Annotated in this window: 12 protein-coding genes; 3 read left to right on the forward strand and 9 right to left on the reverse strand. The window is 65.9% G+C overall.

Annotated features, from left to right (window positions below):
* Window positions 1-6: 6 nt before the first annotated feature.
* From ACNQR1_RS05280 to ACNQR1_RS05295, 4 genes are all read right to left on the reverse strand, one after another.
* Entirely contained in the window at window positions 7-309 is a 303-nt protein-coding gene (locus ACNQR1_RS05280) for a hypothetical protein (protein ID WP_418044554.1), read from the reverse strand.
* A 250-nt stretch (window positions 310-559) separates the two neighbouring features.
* A complete protein-coding gene (locus tag ACNQR1_RS05285) occupies window positions 560-1,225 on the reverse strand; it encodes a hypothetical protein (RefSeq protein WP_418044555.1) in 666 nt (221 codons plus the stop codon).
* Window positions 1,226-1,455: 230 nt separating this feature from the next.
* Window positions 1,456-3,900, reverse strand: coding sequence for an EspA/EspE family type VII secretion system effector (locus tag ACNQR1_RS05290; protein ID WP_418044556.1), 2,445 nt, complete (start codon window positions 3,898-3,900; stop codon window positions 1,456-1,458).
* A 58-nt stretch (window positions 3,901-3,958) separates the two neighbouring features.
* Window positions 3,959-5,722 (reverse strand): hypothetical protein, encoded by a 1,764-nt coding sequence (locus tag ACNQR1_RS05295; RefSeq protein ID WP_418044557.1) that lies wholly within the window; start codon window positions 5,720-5,722, stop codon window positions 3,959-3,961.
* Between the two features lie 56 nt (window positions 5,723-5,778).
* Here ACNQR1_RS05295 and ACNQR1_RS05300 point away from each other — a divergent pair, with 56 nt between their 5' ends.
* The 3 genes from ACNQR1_RS05300 to ACNQR1_RS05310 are packed head-to-tail and all read left to right on the forward strand — an operon-like array spanning window position 5,779 to window position 9,124.
* Window positions 5,779-6,720, forward strand: a complete 942-nt coding sequence (locus ACNQR1_RS05300; RefSeq protein ID WP_418044558.1) for a GDP-mannose 4,6-dehydratase — start codon at window positions 5,779-5,781, stop codon at window positions 6,718-6,720.
* A gap of 39 nt (window positions 6,721-6,759) precedes the next feature.
* Window positions 6,760-8,541 (forward strand): N-acyl-D-amino-acid deacylase family protein, encoded by a 1,782-nt coding sequence (locus ACNQR1_RS05305; RefSeq protein ID WP_418044559.1) that lies wholly within the window; start codon window positions 6,760-6,762, stop codon window positions 8,539-8,541.
* Between the two features lies 1 nt (window position 8,542).
* The gene (locus tag ACNQR1_RS05310; RefSeq protein WP_418044560.1) at window positions 8,543-9,124 is read left to right on the forward strand and encodes a TetR/AcrR family transcriptional regulator; all 582 of its coding nucleotides are present in this window, start codon (window positions 8,543-8,545) and stop codon (window positions 9,122-9,124) included.
* Here ACNQR1_RS05310 and ACNQR1_RS05315 read toward each other — a convergent pair.
* From ACNQR1_RS05315 to ACNQR1_RS05335, 5 genes are read right to left on the reverse strand one after another with little or no spacing between them, the layout of a single operon-like run.
* On the reverse strand, window positions 9,121-9,462 hold the full coding sequence (locus tag ACNQR1_RS05315; protein WP_163666925.1) for a DUF2304 domain-containing protein: 342 nt from the start codon (window positions 9,460-9,462) through the stop codon (window positions 9,121-9,123). The two genes, ACNQR1_RS05310 and ACNQR1_RS05315, sit on opposite strands and share 4 nt — an antisense overlap.
* Window positions 9,459-10,157, reverse strand: coding sequence for a glycosyltransferase family 2 protein (locus tag ACNQR1_RS05320; RefSeq protein WP_418050282.1), 699 nt, complete (start codon window positions 10,155-10,157; stop codon window positions 9,459-9,461). Before ACNQR1_RS05320 ends, ACNQR1_RS05315 begins: the two co-directional genes overlap by 4 nt.
* A gap of 24 nt (window positions 10,158-10,181) precedes the next feature.
* Window positions 10,182-11,432, reverse strand: coding sequence for a hypothetical protein (locus ACNQR1_RS05325; protein WP_418044561.1), 1,251 nt, complete (start codon window positions 11,430-11,432; stop codon window positions 10,182-10,184).
* Window positions 11,429-12,766 carry a M1 family metallopeptidase gene (locus ACNQR1_RS05330; RefSeq protein WP_418044562.1) on the reverse strand — a complete coding sequence of 446 codons (1,338 nt, stop codon included), beginning with the start codon at window positions 12,764-12,766 and terminating at the stop codon, window positions 11,429-11,431. Before ACNQR1_RS05330 ends, ACNQR1_RS05325 begins: the two co-directional genes overlap by 4 nt.
* Window positions 12,763-16,695 (reverse strand): Pls/PosA family non-ribosomal peptide synthetase, encoded by a 3,933-nt coding sequence (locus tag ACNQR1_RS05335; protein ID WP_418044563.1) that lies wholly within the window; start codon window positions 16,693-16,695, stop codon window positions 12,763-12,765. The genes ACNQR1_RS05330 and ACNQR1_RS05335 overlap by 4 nt, the downstream gene beginning before the upstream one ends.
* Window positions 16,696-16,849: the final 154 nt, after the last annotated feature.

Genomic DNA, 16,849 nt, shown 5'->3' on the forward strand with positions numbered 1-16,849 from the left:
TCCGAATTAATTGTCGACCGACCGCATTACCAGGGTGTTTGAGCTGCTGTGCAGATAGGCCGTAGATCGCCAATCGTTGTTGCTGAGTGCGCTATCCATCGCGGGGCTGGTGAGGAAGGTGCCGGCAGGTACCTCGGCCCGAAGGCCGTCGTTGAGGTTCGGAGTCTTGCCGGCTGCCGTGGGCGCGTATTTCGACCGCAGCGTGTCTGCAGTGGCTGGTTCAAGCTCGATGATTGCTTCGATCCAGTAGACCGAGGGACCCGGCACCGTGACCCGGCTATCTGACTGTGCGCCGATGGTGCCGCTCATCCACGTAGCCGCGGTCGGATTGCCGATGGCTGGGAAACGTTTGGTCAGGGGTTCGAGGTCGTGCCGGGTCTGATTGGAAGCCGTTGCCGTCGCCTCGCCTGCTGTCTTCCTGGGGCTGGACGTTGGATTGCATCCGGGTACAACGAAAGTCAGGCATACGGCGATGGCGACAATGCGCTGCGATCGTTGACGCATCGAAATGATGGCGCGGCCGGGTATAGGAAATTCGATCCTGAATCCCTTGAATTTGCTACTCAGCCTTTAGTGGCCAACCAGGTACCGCATCGTCATGTGATGGCGGTTGGTCCTTAAATCCCGTCATGATCTCCCGTCGTCGAGACTCGTTGTCGGGCATGGCTTCGCTACACTGTCGTAGCACATCCGGTGTCGGGAAATTGCCGAGGACCGGGCGTGTTACGGGACCCCACCCAGAGCCACTCGATCCGGTTATGAACCAATTGCCGAAAACATCGGTTTGAGGAGCCGGGGCTGGACCGCTCTGCTTATCCTTGACAGCATCGGGACTGCCTGCAGGAATTCTCGGATCTTCTTGATTGAATTCCACTTGTCGGACCGATATTCCCGCCATGGCAGAATAGGGATCGGGAATGGCTCCATCCGCGGTTTCCCGTGAAGAAACCGAGACGAAAACATCGGGGCGAATTGAGCTCTTAATGAAGTTGGCGTATGAACCGGTGCAAATTGTTGCTCGATATCCGTGCTCCACGGTAGCGATCTCTAAGAGGTGATCGGTATTGAATCCAAAATGTTGCACACCGCTTGGGGGTTCGCTATTTGTGTAGGCCCACAGTGGGCGGATACCTATGAGTTCTGCTGAATAGTTGCCGGAGTTGGGTTGGTTCTCGGGCGTCGCACGAAGAAATCCAGGGTATAAATTCGTAATGTCGAATGTCATATTGGCGATCTCGTATGACTCGATGTACGCACGCACTAGTACAGCGGGTCCGGTCGTCAAGTCGATCCCCGGCGCCGCGGTCCAATGGAATCTAAACTCGTTCAGCAGCGGGGGCCAGTTCGGAAACAATTGATTGCTCGTAGGGGAGGAACGGTCTGGCCGTGGTTGAGAATCTGGCGTGCACCCACTGAGTGCCGCAGCGACGAGAATTGCCGCAATCCATCGCGTCATCATGTCGGTGGGGTTCCTTCGTTGACGGCCGTTGTATAAGTCTTCCAGTACTTGTCCACCAGCTCGCTGAACCCGCTAGTTGGATCTGGGTTCCTATTATCGATTGAGTTGAGATAGTCTGTAATGTGCTGCCGGAAGGTATTGAAATCGTCGGTGCCGGATTGCTTCGGAGGGATCAACTCGTTGCCCACGAGTGCGTTACCGAAAATCGATGGATCGCCGTACTTCGCCCCGATCAATGCTTCGGCCATGCGTTTGTCGATTTGGTACGTGTCAGGCAAATTTAGATTGGGCGGAGTGTTCAGCTTTGGTTCGTGCCCAATGAGGAGCTCTTTGCCGAGCGCGAATGCTCCGCCAACATCTCCTGCGTGGGGTACGCCGGAGATCCCACCCGCATACTTCGCCAGATCGAATAGGTGACTCCGCAGTTCCCAGGCTGAATGCTTCGCGTCGAAGTCATTCTTCATCCTGTCTGCCGCCTCGTCCCAAGTTCCCAGATCGAACGCCGCCTGTAATTTCCCGGCGTGACGCGCTGCCTGGTCGTTGTCTCCAACGTTAGGATCGGGGACAGATAAAGCTGCTTCGCTAAGGGCGGATTCGACGTGCGATTTCACGCTATTGAAAGCAATTTCACTAGCACTGAGCGGGTGGTCGTCATCCGGCTTCGCGCCGGGTGGTGGAGGGTCTGAGGCCAATACGCTCATTACGTGACGTGTGTTTTCAGGGGATGGTGCGCCGTCCGGATCCAACGGAGAAAAAACCCCGTTGCTGTCATTGTCGTGTTGGCCGACCATGTCGTCGAAGTAGGGTGACAAGGCCCGGGCCCAGTCTCGTGTGAGTTCCGGATTCACCTGGCCGAGCGGTTGATCGCCGCCACCCAGATTCAACAACTGATGATTGTTGTTGCTCGTGTACTCGGCCAGCGCATGAGCGGTATCGGCGGCTCGGTTGTTCACGTCATTGTTTGCGGTGTCGCCGACCCAATCGAATAGGCCGCCTGCCGCTAGGCCGTCGTCCTGCCACTGATGCTGCGAGAGATTATCTAGGAATTTCTGCCCTTCGGGGGTCAGAACTGTTGTGTTGCCGTACGGTTCGTGGATTTTGGGGTCACCGACCATGGAGTCATGTATGACAATGTCATCTTTGTTGACCGCATTAAACATGTTCTGCAGCGTTGGGTCGACCTGTTCGTGGTACCAATGTGGCCGGTCAGCAGCCTCTCCGCCTGGTGCGTTAACTTGGGCGACTGGCAAGTGGTTCGACTGGTCGAGCATCTCTTGGCTCTTCGCGAAGAGTCCCGAATCTAATGCAGTGCCAGCCTGTAGGTCACGGTTGCCTCGCTGAATGACGTCTGCGAGGTCGTTTAATCCGGGAGTCGGATGTAGCGGACCGGCCGGTTCTTGCGGAACTATCCAGCGACCATCTTGGAAGACACCGCCGGTGTAATCCTGGGTCATAGCTGGGCCATCTAGCACCTTCTGGACCCCTTCCGGCAGCGCATACTTCCCGCCGCTCGCCGGCTGATCGATCGAAGGTGGGTTCGTTTCGGAAAGTCCAGTTTTGATGTGTTCGTTCGAGGCGAGTTGGAATACGTCTGCAACACGTCCACCAGTGCCGGGCGCCTTTGCATCAGCCTTGTCCATAATGGCTTCGATCTCGGCTGGCGTCTTGTCGCCGAAAGCCCGAGAAAAACCCTGCAGATATGCCATCCGCTCTGGTGGGAGCTTTAGGTCGCCTCTGTCTAGAGCTGCCTGCTGCGTGGGATCGAGCGTGGTGTTCGCGATCAGCCGCTCACGCTCCTCGGGTGTCAGTTCGCCATTTTGTAGGGCTTCGGAATCCTGAGCTCCGGTCTCGGCCGGCGTTTTGTCCTCGTCAGGCTTGCCGTCGCCGTCCTCATCTTTGACGCCTTCGGCGTCGCCCTTCTTGTCTCCCGGCCCGAGCTTCTGATTCTGGAGTTCGTCGAATCCGTTCTTCAGTTCGGTGACGCGGAAGCCGATCTTGAGCATGTCCCCGTTGGCGGTGCTGACGGTGTTGTTGACCTGGGTGATGCCTTCCTTGGCGATCGGGATCAGGCTTTTCTCGCGGGCTTGGGCGCTGAGTGAACTGGGCAGCGAGTTGACCGCGCTGTCGACCCAGGACTTCGTGGTGTCGAGTTGAGTGCGACCGTGGGTGACGACGTTCGCGGCGTTGGTGACCTCGGCGGCCATCTTCTTGTCGAGGTCTGCGAGCTTCTGGTACACGTCGGCGTGTTGCTTGTTCGCCGCGGCGTAGGCCTCGGCTCCCTTTCCCTGCCAGCCGTCATGCTTGGACGCCGACTCGACCATGCCTTTCATCTTCAGCAGCTGGGAGCTGCCATCGTGCTGGCTGCCGTCGGTAGGGGTGCCGACTCCGAAGGTTTCCCGCGCTTTGTTCCACGTCGAATAGAAGCCATCCAGCGCGCCCACAGACCGTCCCCCTCGACACAGGATCCCGAAAACGACCCTCAGTATCTCAGCACCCGAACTACCTCGGTGCCAGGAATCCGACAGGTCCGGGGGAGATGCACACCGACAGGGCGGCGGTGTTGGCCTGCACGGCGATCGACTGGCCCGCGCCGGGCAATCGGACGAAGACGCGGTTGAGCCCGGGCCGGACCGGGACCTTCACCTCGGGCCCTTCAGCGAGGGCCATGGTCAGTGAGCCGTCGCTGTTGGCCAGGTAGTTGATCTCGGTGGTCCAGTCGGCCGGCAGCAGTGGTCCGTCGAGCGGCATGACGACGGGTTCATCGGGCTGCACCAGGAACCCGCATTTCGGCTGCGGGCCCTCGACGATGGTGCGCACCCAGGTCACCTTGGCGTCGACGAGTTTTCCGGTGCGGTCGAACATCCGCAGATCGGTTGTCGCCGAGGCGAACTCGGGCCTGGGTGACGCCAGGGCGAACATGTGGCTGGCCAGGTTCTCCGGCGCCGCCACCCGTTGCAGGATCAATGGATCGACCTCTTGATCCAGAAGGGGCGCGGCCGAAGAGGTGGACGCCAACGACGCCCGGGCGTTGTTCAGATAGGCCGGCACCGGGTTGTCCTGCCACACCTTCAAGAAGGTGAAGGTCGAGTAAAGGCTGCTGGCCACGAAGAGCACGGCGAGGCAGACGCACGCCCAGGTCCGGGCGCGAGACGCAGAGAGTAGGGAAGAGAGCCGTGAATCGCGGTTCGGCGCGCAGAATCCGACGGCCGCCAGCAGTGCCAGCACCACGACCAGATCAGGTAGGTAGCGCAAGGTCTGCGCCAACTCCAAGGCGGTGAACCGGGACGAGCGCATCAGATAGATCGGAATCTGGCAGGCCACGGCATAACCGAGCGCCACGACCAACACCGGCCAGATGCGGGTCTTGCGCACCAGCACCACCGCAACGGCGACGACAAGCACCACCCAGCCCAGCACCATCACCGAGACGGGCGGGGTGGCCCACGGCGAGGCCGGCGCCCAGCGTTGCCAGAACCATGGCCCGCCCACGAGCCCGGGCACGATGCCATGGGTGAAGGACCTGCTGAGCAGGTCCCAGGTCATCGCCAGGTCGAAACTCCACCGCTTCTGGTCGACGACGAGGAGGTACACCCCGATCCACGCGACGGTCAGCGCCAGGCATCCGACCCACAGTCGCAGACCGCGCTGCCACACCTCCCGCACCGAGAAAGTCCCCGTCACATATCCCAAGAGAGCCACCACCGCGAACGCGACGAACGGGATCACCGCGGCCTTCTCGAAGAACAACAACCCGCCGAGAAACACCAGCACACCGGTGATGGCATGCCGCGACGCCCCGGTCCGCACGAACAGCACCGCCTCACCGACCACCCAGGCCAGTGCGGCCTGCATCGGCAGTGTGTTCAGCCCCGCCGCCCACCACGCGAACCCGGGCAACGCCAGGGGCGTGAACAACGCGAAGGTCAGCGGTATGAGCAGCACCGGCCGCCAGCCCAGGATCACCCACAACGCGCGAAGCAGTGCCAAGGACGCCAGGAGCTGCATCACCACCAGGCTCGCGGCGGCCAGCACCCAGGAGAACGGTGCCACCCGGGTGACCGCGCCGGACACCAGGAACGCCGCGGGCATGACGTGGCCGTCGTGATCGTCGAAGAGGAAGGACGGCGACAGCAGATCCTGGGTCCCGGCCCGGCCGATCAGGATCAGATCGTCCCAGTAGAAGTAGCCCCCGAACGCGAGTATCGCCCGGACCACCAGATGCAGCGCGATCAGCGCGGCGGCAGTGCGGGCGACCTTGTTCACTCTTGCCGACTGTACGGACACAGCGGGGCCGCAGTCGCCGTCGGTATGGTGAGGCCGTGCGAACACTGGTGACAGGAGCTGCGGGTTTCATCGGATCGACGCTGGTCGACCGGCTGCTGGCGGACGGGCACAGCGTCGTCGGGCTCGACGACCTGAGCTCGGGGCGGGCAGAGAACCTCAGCAGCGCCGACAACAACGACAACTTCGAGTTCGTCAAAGCCGACATCGTCGACGCCGACCTGCTGGGCCTGCTCAAGGACGCTCAGCCCGAGGTGATCTTCCACCTGGCCGCGCAGATTTCGGTGAAGCGCTCGGTGGACGATCCGCAACTGGACTCCACGGTGAATGTGGTGGGCGTGGTCCGGTTGGCCGAGGCGGCGCGTCAGGCCGGCGTACGCAAGGTGGTGCACACGTCCTCGGGCGGCTCGGTGTACGGCACCCCGCCGACGTATCCGACGAGCGAGGACGTCGCGACCAATCCGGCTTCGCCGTATGCGGCGAGCAAGGTGGCCGGCGAGGTCTACTTCAACATGTTCCGCAATCTGTACAACCTGGATTGCTCGCACATCGCCCCGGCCAACGTGTACGGCCCGCGTCAGGATCCGCACGGTGAGGCCGGTGTCGTGGCGATCTTCGCCCAGGCGCTGCTGGCCGGCAGGCCGACCAAGATCTTCGGTGACGGCAGCGACACCCGTGACTATGTGTACGTCGACGACGTGGTCGACGCCTTCGTGAAGGCGTCCGGGCCGAATGGCGGCGGTCAACGGTTCAACGTCGGTACCGGCGTGGACACGTCGACCCGGGAAATGCACACCGCGATCGCCCTGGCGGTCGGCGCCGCAGACGAGCCGGAGATGCACCCGCCGCGGCTCGGTGACCTGCGACGTTCCCAGCTCGACATCAGCCGGGCCCGGGACGTGCTGGGCTGGCGGCCGCAGGTGGATCTGGCGGCCGGGATTCCCAGGACGGTCGAATTCTTCCGGGGTAATTCTCACTAAAAGATTGTGAGTACTCACTTTCTGCTCTAGCGTTGCGTCATGTCCTACGACGTCATCGTTCGCAACGGCCTGTGGTTCGACGGCACCGGCGCCCCGCCGCAGGTCCGTACGCTGGGGATTCGCGACGGGGTGGTGGTTGCCGTATCGGCCACGCCCCTCGATGAGACCGACTGCCCGGATGTCATCAACGCCGGAGGCAAGTGGGTGCTCCCCGGTTTTGTCGACGTGCACACCCACTACGACGCCGAGGTCCTGCTCGATCCGGGCCTGCGCGAATCGGTGCGGCACGGCGTCACCACCGTCCTGCTCGGCATGTGTTCGTTGTCGACGGTCTACTCGGACACCGAGGACGCCGCCGACCTGTTCAGCCGCGTCGAGGCGGTCCCGCGTCAGTTCGTGCTGGGCGCGCTGCAGCAGCACAAGACGTGGTCAGGCCCGGCCGAGTACGTGAAGGTGATCGACGACCTGCCGCTCGGCCCGAACATCGCGTCGCTGCTGGGTCATTCGGATCTGCGGGCCTCGGTGCTGGGGCTGGACCGGGCCACCACTCGCGGGGTGACGCCGACCGACGCCGAACTGGAGACCATGGCGGCCCGGCTCGACGAGGCTCTGGAAGCGGGCATGCTCGGAATGTCCGGCATGGACGCCGCGATCGACAAGCTCGACGGAGACCGGTTCCGGTCCCGTGCCTTGCCGTCGACGTTCGCGACCTGGCGGGAGCGCCGGCGACTGATCAAGGTGCTGCGTAAGCGCGGCCGGATGCTGCAGAGCGCGCCGAATGTCGCCAAAATCCATGAGGCACTGAACTTCTTCCTGGAGAGCAGCGGCATGTTCGGCCGCCGCCGGGGCGTCCGGATGAGCCTGCTGGTCTCCGCCGACGCCAAGTCCTCGCCCGGTGCGGTGCGGGTGCTGGGGCCGGGCGTCCGGCTGCTCAACCGCGTCCTGGGTGCCAAGGTGCGCTTCCAGCACCTGCCGGTGCCGTTCGAATTGTATTCGGACGGAATCGATCTGCCGGTATTCGAGGAGTTCGGCGCGGGAACCGCAGCCCTGCATCTCAAGGACCAGTTCGAGCGCAACAAGCTGCTCGCCGACCCCGAGTACCGCCGCCGGTTCCGCAAGTCCTTCGACCGCCGCGTGCTCGGACCGACCTTGTGGCACCGCGACTTCCACGACGCCACGATCGTCGAATGCCCCGACAAGACGCTGATCGGCAAGAGCTTCGGCCAGATCGCCGACGAGCGTGGCATCCACCCGCTCGACGCGTTCCTCGACGTGCTGGTCGACAACGGTGAGCGCAACGTCCGCTGGACCACCATCGTGGCCAACAACCGCCCGAAGTACCTCGACCGGTTGGCCAAGGATCCCTCGGTGCACATGGGCTTCTCGGATGCCGGTGCGCACCTGCGCAACATGGCGTTCTACAACTACCCGGTGAAGCTGCTGAAGCGGGTGCGCGACGCCCAATTGGCCGGGCGACCGTTCATGACCACCGAGCATGCCATCCACCGGCTGACCGCCGAGGTGGCCGACTGGTTCGGTGTCTCGGCCGGCACGCTGCGCGAAGGTGACCGGGCCGACTTCGTGGTGATCGACCCGGCGGGGCTGAACGACACGGTGGAGGCTTATCACGAGGAGTCGGTCCCGTTCTATGGTGGCCTGAGCCGCATGGTGAACCGTAGCGACGACGCCGTCGTCGCGACGGCGGTCAACGGTGCCGTGGTGTTCCGCAACGGCCAGTTCCGCGACGGTTACGGTGAGTCGGTGAAATCGGGTCGCTACCTGCGCGCCGGCGCTGAGCATCTGGACCATACGCCGGTCTGAGATGGCCCGAACCCAGCAGCAGCGCCGCGAGGAAACCGTCGCCCGACTACTCGACACCGCCATCGACACCATCATCGAGGTGGGCTACGCCAAAGCCTCGGCGGCGGTGATCGCCAAGCGGGCCAAGGTTTCCGACGGCGCGCTGTTCCGGCACTTCCCGACCATGAGCGACTTCATGGCCGCCACGGCCCAAGAGGTGGCGCGCCGACAGCTGGAGTCGGGAAGCAAGCTGGCCGCGGAGATCCCCGCCGAGCAGCCGCCGCTACCGGCGGTGCTGACGATCCTGCGCGACATCGCGGGCAGCGACACCAACACGGTGTGGCATGAGCTCATGATGGCGGCCCGCACCGACGAAAAGCTGCGGGGCCCGCTGCAGACGGTGCTCGCCGAGTACATCGACAACATCTACGAAACCGCCAAGAGCGCGCCGGGAGCCGATCAGATTCCCGAGGATGTTCTCGCCATATTGCTGACCATCGTGATCAACACGTTCGACGGCGCGGCCATGGTGCGCCGCGTGCTGCCGATGCCGGAACTCGAGGACGCCCGGATCGCCATGCTTGCGGCGTTGCTCAGCCGCTAGGTGTCCTCCGGCACCCGCACGTTCTGCAGGGCGACGGCTCGGGCCAGCCGGGCGTAGCGCAGCTCGAGGTCCTTGATGCGCAGGTATGTCGACAGCGTGACGAAGACGAACGCGATGATGAGCATGTACTCCATCAGGTCCGTACCGCGGTCCACCCCAAGCCAATTGGCCACCACGGTGGTGTCGTCGGGCCGCAGGATCGCATAGATGCCCGCGGCCACGAACAACACGAAACCGACCTTCACCCACGCCTTGGACCGTGCACTGCGCCGCGACCCCAGCAGGTACGCCAACAGCACCAGCACCGCGACGATCAGCAGTGCCTGAATCCAGTTCACCGGGACATCCTCCTGCGTAACAGCCCGTCGAAGATGATGTTCACCCCGTTGAGCAGCGGCTGCCCCTTCGACTTCGAATAGTCGGTGTAGAGGATCTCGACCGGTTCCTCGACCACACGCCAACGGTTTTCGTACGCCAACGCGATGAACTCCCCGGCGTGGCTCATGCCGTTCATGGTGAGGTTGAGTTCGTCGGCCACCTTCTTGTCGAACACCCGCAGGCCGTTGTGGGCGTCGGTGAGTCCGAGTGCGCGGCTCTGCGGGCTGAGGAATGCCGCGGCGCGCAGGATGATCCGCTTCAGCGGCGGGGTGTGGGTGACCGCGTGGGCGTCGGGGTTGGCGAACCGGGTGCCCACCACGAGGTCGGCCTCGTCGCCGTCGAGCCGGTCGATCATCCGCATCACGTCTTTGACCTGATGCTGACCGTCGGCGTCGAACGTGGCGAACACGCGGGCGCCGGGCCGGCTGCGCGCGTATTCGACGCCGGTCTGGATTGCCGCTCCCTGGCCGAGGTTCACCGGATGCGGGACGACATGTGCGCCGGCCTTCAGCGCCAATTCGGCGGTGCCGTCACGGCTGCCGTCGTCGACGCAGACCACGTTAGGAAAAACTGAGCGCACGTCGGAGATGACGTCGCCGATGATGCTCGCCTCATTGAAGGCGGGGATGATGATCCAAACGTCGTGAAAGCGCATGTCGATGGGCACCAAACTACACGCTCATTTCAGGGCTGCACGCGCCAGCGCGCCCAGGTGAACCGCGATTCCCACCAGGGGTCCGCACAGCAGCGCGATGACGGTCCGCGTCTCCAGCTCGACCGGCAGCAGCAGCAGGGCCACCGCCGCCACCGTGGCGATGATCCAACCCGCCGCGTAGGCCCGGTGCAATGCCGCGGCGACGGTCGCCGCTCCGGTCAGCGTGAGCATCGCGATGGCCACGGCGCCCGCGGTTAGCCAGGCCAGCAGTGTCCCGCCCGCGCGGTACTCGTCGCCGAACCCCACCCGCAGCAGCCAGGGCCCGAGCAACCCGGCAGCGGCAATGCCCACGGCGCCCAGCGCAGCCACAGCGGCTGCCGGTGCCAGAAGCGCTCGCAGCCGTTTGTCGCGCTGGTCGACGAAGTGCGCGATGAGATTGCCCTGCATCGCGGTGAGCGGCACCAGCAGCGGGGCGCGGGTCAGCGTCACCGCCAGGATCACCACACCGCCTGCCGCGCCCAGGTCACCCGAGGTGGCCTTGAGCAGTACCGGGAAACCCATCACCAGGATGGCGCTGGCGCCGGCCGCGGCGATCGAATGCGCGGCCCCGCGCAGGAACGTCGCGGGGCTGCCCGAGGTCAGCAGGCCGGCGGACAGGCGGGCAGCCGGTGCGGCGATCAGCATGATCAGCCAGGCCACCGCACCGGCCACAGTGGCCCACAGGAACCCGGCCAGTCCCCAGCCGAGCACGAACGTCGCCGTGGCGACCGCCACCCGGATCCCGGCGTCGGTGACCATCAGGGCGCCGTACTCGGTCCAGCGGTTCACCCCGGCGAGCATTCCGAGCAGGGTGGCGTGCAGGCAGAATCCGGCCAGCCCGACGCTGAGCAGCACCACACTCAGGGCCCGCGACTCGGCGAAGACGTGTGAGCTCCACAGCGGTGAGCTGACCGCGATAACCACGGCGGCGGCGATGCCGACCAGACCGGCGATCCGCATCGGGTGGGTGGTGGGGCCGCCGGTGAGGTCGCGGTGTCTGGACGAGCGGACCTCGCGGGTGGCCTCCTGCAGGAGGCCGTTGGCGGCGCCGGTCACCAGACCGAACGCACCCCAGAACACGCTGAAGATCGAGAACCCGGCGGGCTCGAGGTCACGCGCGGCCAGGTAGAGCACGGCGTAACCGCACAGCGCACTGATCGCCGTCGCCAGTCCGACGCGGGCGACGCTGCTGCGCGTGATGGGGCCTGTGGCGGGAGCTCCGCCGGCATCGGTCACAGGTCCGGCAGCTCTTTCGAATACAGCCAGGCCTGCCACAGCGGTTGCAGCGGCTCGTCGGTGTAGCCGGCGGCCAGCCCGGTGAAATCGTCGGTGAAGGCGGTGCTGTGCCGGTAGCGGGCGGTCCAATCCCTCAGCAGCGCAAAGAAATTCCGGTCACCGATCCGGGTTCGTAAGGCATGCAGGGTCAGCGCGCCGCGCTTGTAGACGCGATCGTCGAACATGTCCTCGGGCCCGGGATCGGACAGCAGAAGGTCTTGGGGCTTGTCACGCAGGCGCTCGTGATAGTGCTCGGCCCACTCCGCGGCGGTGTGGCCGCCGGCATGCTCGGACCACAGCCATTCGGCGTAGCACGCGAACCCCTCGTGCAGCCAGATGTCGCGCCAGCGCCGCGCCGTCACCGAGTTGCCGAACCACTGGTGGGCCAGCTCGTGGGCGATGAGCCGTTCGGCTCCGCGGTGCCCGTCGCAGTGGTTGGCCCCGAAGATCGAGATGCCCTGGGCTTCCAGCGGTATCTCGAGGTCGTCGTCGGTGACCACCACGGTGTAACCGCTGGCCAGCGGATACGGGCCGAACAGCTTGATGAACAACTTCATCATCTGCGGCTGGTGCTCGAAGTCGTGGTCGAACTCGCGGCGCAACCGGGCGGGCAACACAGCGTGCATAGGCACCGGTGTCTTGGTCAGGCGCTGGCTCTCGTACTGGCCGATCTGCAGGGTGATCAGGTAGCTCGACGTAGGTTCGGCCTGCTCGTAGGTCCACACGGTGTGACCGGCGCGAGCCTTGCGGGAGATCAGCTCACCGTTGGCCAGGGCGTAGTACGGGCTGTCCGTGCTGATCTGGATCCGGTAGCTGGCCTTCGAGCTGGGATGGTCGTCGCACGGGAACCAGGAGGCCGCCCCGTTGGGTTGGCCGGCCACCAGGGCCCCGTTCGACAGTTCCTCGAAACCGACGTCACCCCAATACGATTCGATGGGGCGCGGGGTTCCGTTGTAGCGGACGACGACGGTCATCGCCGCCCCGGCCGGCAATGCCGATGACAGATTGACCGACAACTTCCCGCCCGAACATCGGTACTGGGCCGGGCGGCGCCCGTTCACCGAGACCCGCGACACCGCAAGGGCGTCGGACAGGTCGAGGGTGAAGTTGCGCAGCGCGGCCAACGTCACCGCGGTGATCGTGGCCGTCCCCGCCAGTCGGTTGATCGCCACCTTGTACTCGAGATCGAGTTCGTAGCGCGACACCCGGTACCCGAAGTTGCCGTTGCGCGGCAGATACGGGTCGATCACGGGCGGGGGTGCCAATTTCTTTGCAGCCTTCTTCGATCGGGTCACGCGGCGGGTTCTTCTGTCTTCTTGGCGGACTTTTCGGCGGACTTCTCGGCCGCGCGCTTCTTGCCGAACATGTTCCACGGTGCGATCGGGTTGCCCTGCCAGCGCGTCGACGGCGGCACCTCGTCACCGCGCATCACCAGGGAGCCCGGCCCGACCGTGGCGCCGGCGCCCAACTTGGCGGCGGGCAGCGCCACACAGTGCGGCCCCAGCGTCGAACCTTCTTCGAGCACAACGCTGTCCAATCGCATGATGCGGTCGTGGAACAGGTGGGTCTGCACGACGCAGCCCCGGTTGACGGTGGCGGCGCTGCCCAGGGTCACCAGATCGGCCTCGGGCAGCCAGTAGGTTTCGCACCACACGCCGCGTCCGATCGAGGCGCCCAGTCCGCGCAGCCACAGGTTCATCACCGGGGTTCCGCTGGCGGCCCGGGCGAACCAGGGTGCGGCGACGGTTTCGACGAAGGTGTCCGACACCTCGTTGCGCCAGACGAACGACGACCACAGCGGATGTTCGACCGCGCGAATTCGGCCTACCACCAACCATTTGGCGATCACCGCGACAGTCCCGGCCACCATGCCGGCGACCAGCAGCACGACGCCGCCGAGCAGCGCTGCCCACAGGAAACCGAACCGGATCGTCACCGCCTGCAGCGCGCCGAGCACGGAGATGCCGATCGCGAAGGTGACGATCACCGGGATCAACCGGCAGGTCTCGACCGCCGAGCGCATGATCTTGAGCCGGACCGACGGATGGAACGTGCGCAGCGCGTCGGCGGCGGTGGCGTTGCGGCGCAGCCGAACCGGTGGGCTGCCCAGCCACGACGAGCCGGCCTTGGCCTTGTGTGGCGTGGCCGACAGCACTGCCACCAGGCCGTCATTGGGCACCTTGCGGCCTGGCTGGGTGATGCCGGAGTTGCCCAGGAAGGCGCGCTTGCCGATCGTCGCCTTGGCGACGTGGATCCAGCCGCCGCCCAGTTCGTAGGACGCCACCATGGTGTCGTCGGCGAGGAACGCGCCGTCCTGCACCTCGGTGAACTTCGGGGTGAACAGGGCGGTCGAGATCTCGGTGTCCTTACCGACTTTCGCGCCGAGCAGACGCAGCCACCACGGCGTGAGCAGGCTGGCGTAGATCGGGAACAGGTAGTTGCGGGCCGCGTCCATCAGGCGTTCTGTGGTCCACAGCTGCCAGCCGACCCGGCTGCGCACGGGGTGGTAGCCCTCCGACAGTCGGATGGACAGGATGCGCACCCCGATCACGGTGAGCGCGGCGTAGGTCAGCAGCGCCGCGCCGGCCGCCACCGGCGTCCACGCGAGCGCGGGTAGCAGGGCGTCGGCCGGTGAGGCGGTGTTGCGTACACCCCACACGATCACCGCGAGTCCCGCGGCCAGGGCCAGCAGCGGTAGGCCGGCCAGCAGCAGTGAGGACACGCCGTACACCGCGACCCACACCGGGGCGCGCCCCGGCCGGTGATCGGGCCACGGGTGACGGGCCTTGCCGGACTTCACGGCGGGCGAGCCCTTCCAGTACTGACCGTTCTTGACCTTGCCGGTCACCGCGGAGCCGGGGGCGACATCGGCGTTCTTGCCGACGCTCGCCCCGGGAAGCAGCGTGGTGCGGGCGCCGATCGTGGCGTCGTTACCGATCGTCACCGGCCCGACGTGGAAGAGGTCGCCGTCGATCCAGTGCCCGGTCAGGTCCACCTCGGGCTCGACCGAGGCACGGTGGCCGATCTTGAGCATGCCCGTGACGGGCGGTGCCGAGTGCATGTCGACGCCCTTGCCGACGCTGTTGCCGAGGGCGCGGGCGTAGTAGACCATCCACGGCGCACCGGCGAGGTTCTCCGCGCCGCTGGCATCGGCCAGTCGCTCGGCGATCCAGACCCGCAGGTGAACCGGACCACCGCGACGGTACGTGCCGGGCTCAAGTCCGCTCAGCAGCATCCTGGCGAACAGCACCGCGATGCCCATGCGGCCAAGCGGTGTGACGAACAGCAGGAATCCGGCCAGCACCCACCACCAGCTCAGCGGATGCGCCCACGTCACGATCCCGGTCTGGGCGGCCACGTTGTTCAGCAGTGCCAGCCAGACCACCCATTGCATGCCGGTGAGGGTGGCCAGCGGCAGCGACAACGCGACCTGTGCGGCCTGGGTGAACCACGGTGTCGGTTTGACCTCGCGGGATTGGATCTGCGGCGGCGGCTTGAGCTCGTCGAGATAGCCGGCCAGTGAGCCGAGCCGAGGATGGTCGTACAGGTCGGCGACGGTCACCAGCGGATACCGCTGGCGCAGTGCCGCCACCAGCTGTGCGGCCGACAGTGAACCGCCGCCCAGCGCGATGAAATCGGCCTCCGGCCCTTCGACGGGTGTGCCGAGTACGTCGCGCCACAGTCCGGCCAGCCAGCCCATGGTGCCGTCGAGTTGCGGGGCGTCCTGATCGGCGCCTCCGGGCGGCGGCCACGGCAGAGCATTGCGGTCCACCTTGCCCGATGTGCGGGTGGGCAGTTCGTCGAGCAGCACCAGCCGGGGCACCAGGGCGGCCGGCAGCGACTCGGACAGTGCGGTGCGCGCGGCGGCCAGGTCGAAATCCGGATCGGTGCTGGCGATGTAGCCGACCAGCAACGGGGTGCCGCTGGCGGTCTTGCGCACGGCGGCCGCACCGCCGCTGACGCCGGGCAGGTGCACGAGCGCGTTGTCGACCTCGCCCAGTTCGATGCGGCGGCCGCCGACCTTGACCTGATCGTCGGCGCGGCCCTGGAAGTACAGCCCGTCGGCCTCCAGTCGCACCAGGTCGCCGCTGCGGTAGGCCCGGTTCCAGCCCAGCGTCGGCATCGGTGCGTACTTCTCGGCGTCCTTCTCCGGGTCGAGGTAGCGGGCCAGACCCACCCCGCCGATCACCAGTTCGCCGACGTCGCCGATGGCGACCGGCAGGCCGTCCTTGTCGACCACGGCCAGGTCCCAGCCCGCCAGCGGCAGGCCGATGCTGACCGGGCCCTGGCCGTCCAGCGGTGCGGCGCAGGCGACGACGGTCGCCTCGGTGGGGCCGTAGGTGTTCCACACCTCGCGACCGTCCACCGCGAGCCGGGCCGCCAGCTCGGGCGGGCAGGCCTCGCCGCCGAAGATCAACAGCCGCACCGCTTCCAGCGCCTCGGCCGGCCACAGTGCGGCCAGCGTCGGGACCGTCGACACCACGGTGATGTCGCGGCTCACCAGCCAGGGGCCCAGATCCATGCCGCTGCGCACCAGCGACCGGGGAGCGGGCACCAGGCACGCGCCGTGCCGCCACGCCAGCCACATCTCTTCGCAGGATGCGTCGAAGGCCACCGACAGTCCGGCCAGCACCCGGTCTCCGGGTCCGATCGGGTTGTCCTGCAGGAACATTCGCGCTTCGGCGTCGACGAACGCTGCGGCGCTGCGATGGGTGACTGCCACACCTTTCGGGGTGCCGGTGGATCCCGAGGTGAAGATGATCCAGGCGTCGTCACGACCCAGCGGCGCCGCGGCCCGCCAGCCGCGCGACGAACCCGGCCCGCGCACCAGGCCGGCCTCGGTGATCACGCCGACCACATTGGCCTCGCCGAACACCAGCTCGGCCCGTTCGTCGGGGTCGTCGGCGTCGACCGGGACGTAGGCCGCGCCGCACGCCAGCACCGACAGGATCGCCACGTACAGCGCATAGCTGCCCGAGGGCATCCGGATTCCGAGCTTGTCGCCGCGGCCGATACCGCGCGCCGCCAGCCAGGCCACGCTGTCGGCGACGTCGGCGATCAGCTCGGCATAGGTGAGCTGGACGGTGCCGTCGTCGAGGGCCGGCGCGTCGGGAAAGCGCCGGGCTGTGTCGTGCAGGATGTCGACGAGTGTGCGCGGCTCGGGGGCCAGTGGGGATAGCACGTACTGAGGGGGAATCTCGTGCGCACCGGCGGCAGCTGTCACGACTACAAACTACTAAGCCGCCGCCGCGACGGCCCAGTGGCGCACGGCGGGTCGGTGCGGCGTGCCGGTTCGATTTCGGTTCGTGGGATCCGTCAGGCAGACTGGTCGCCGGAGGGGAGTATTCCTTCGCTGCGATGTCGTCATCACGTCGGTC

This window comes from Mycobacterium sp. 48b (assembly GCF_048282725.1).
Classification (GTDB): domain Bacteria; phylum Actinomycetota; class Actinomycetes; order Mycobacteriales; family Mycobacteriaceae; genus Mycobacterium.

Excerpts from the sequence above, each read along its gene's own strand:
- ACNQR1_RS05285 (WP_418044555.1), bottom strand. The coding sequence starts at position 1,225 with ATGACATTCGACATTACGAATTTATACCCTGGATTTCTTCGTGCGACG.
- ACNQR1_RS05320 (WP_418050282.1), bottom strand. The coding sequence starts at position 10,157 with ATGCGCTTTCACGACGTTTGGATCATCATCCCCGCCTTCAATGAGGCG.
- ACNQR1_RS05305 (WP_418044559.1), top strand. The coding sequence starts at position 6,760 with ATGTCCTACGACGTCATCGTTCGCAACGGCCTGTGGTTCGACGGCACC.
- ACNQR1_RS05310 (WP_418044560.1), top strand. The coding sequence starts at position 8,543 with ATGGCCCGAACCCAGCAGCAGCGCCGCGAGGAAACCGTCGCCCGACTA.
- ACNQR1_RS05280 (WP_418044554.1), bottom strand. The coding sequence starts at position 309 with ATGAGCGGCACCATCGGCGCACAGTCAGATAGCCGGGTCACGGTGCCG.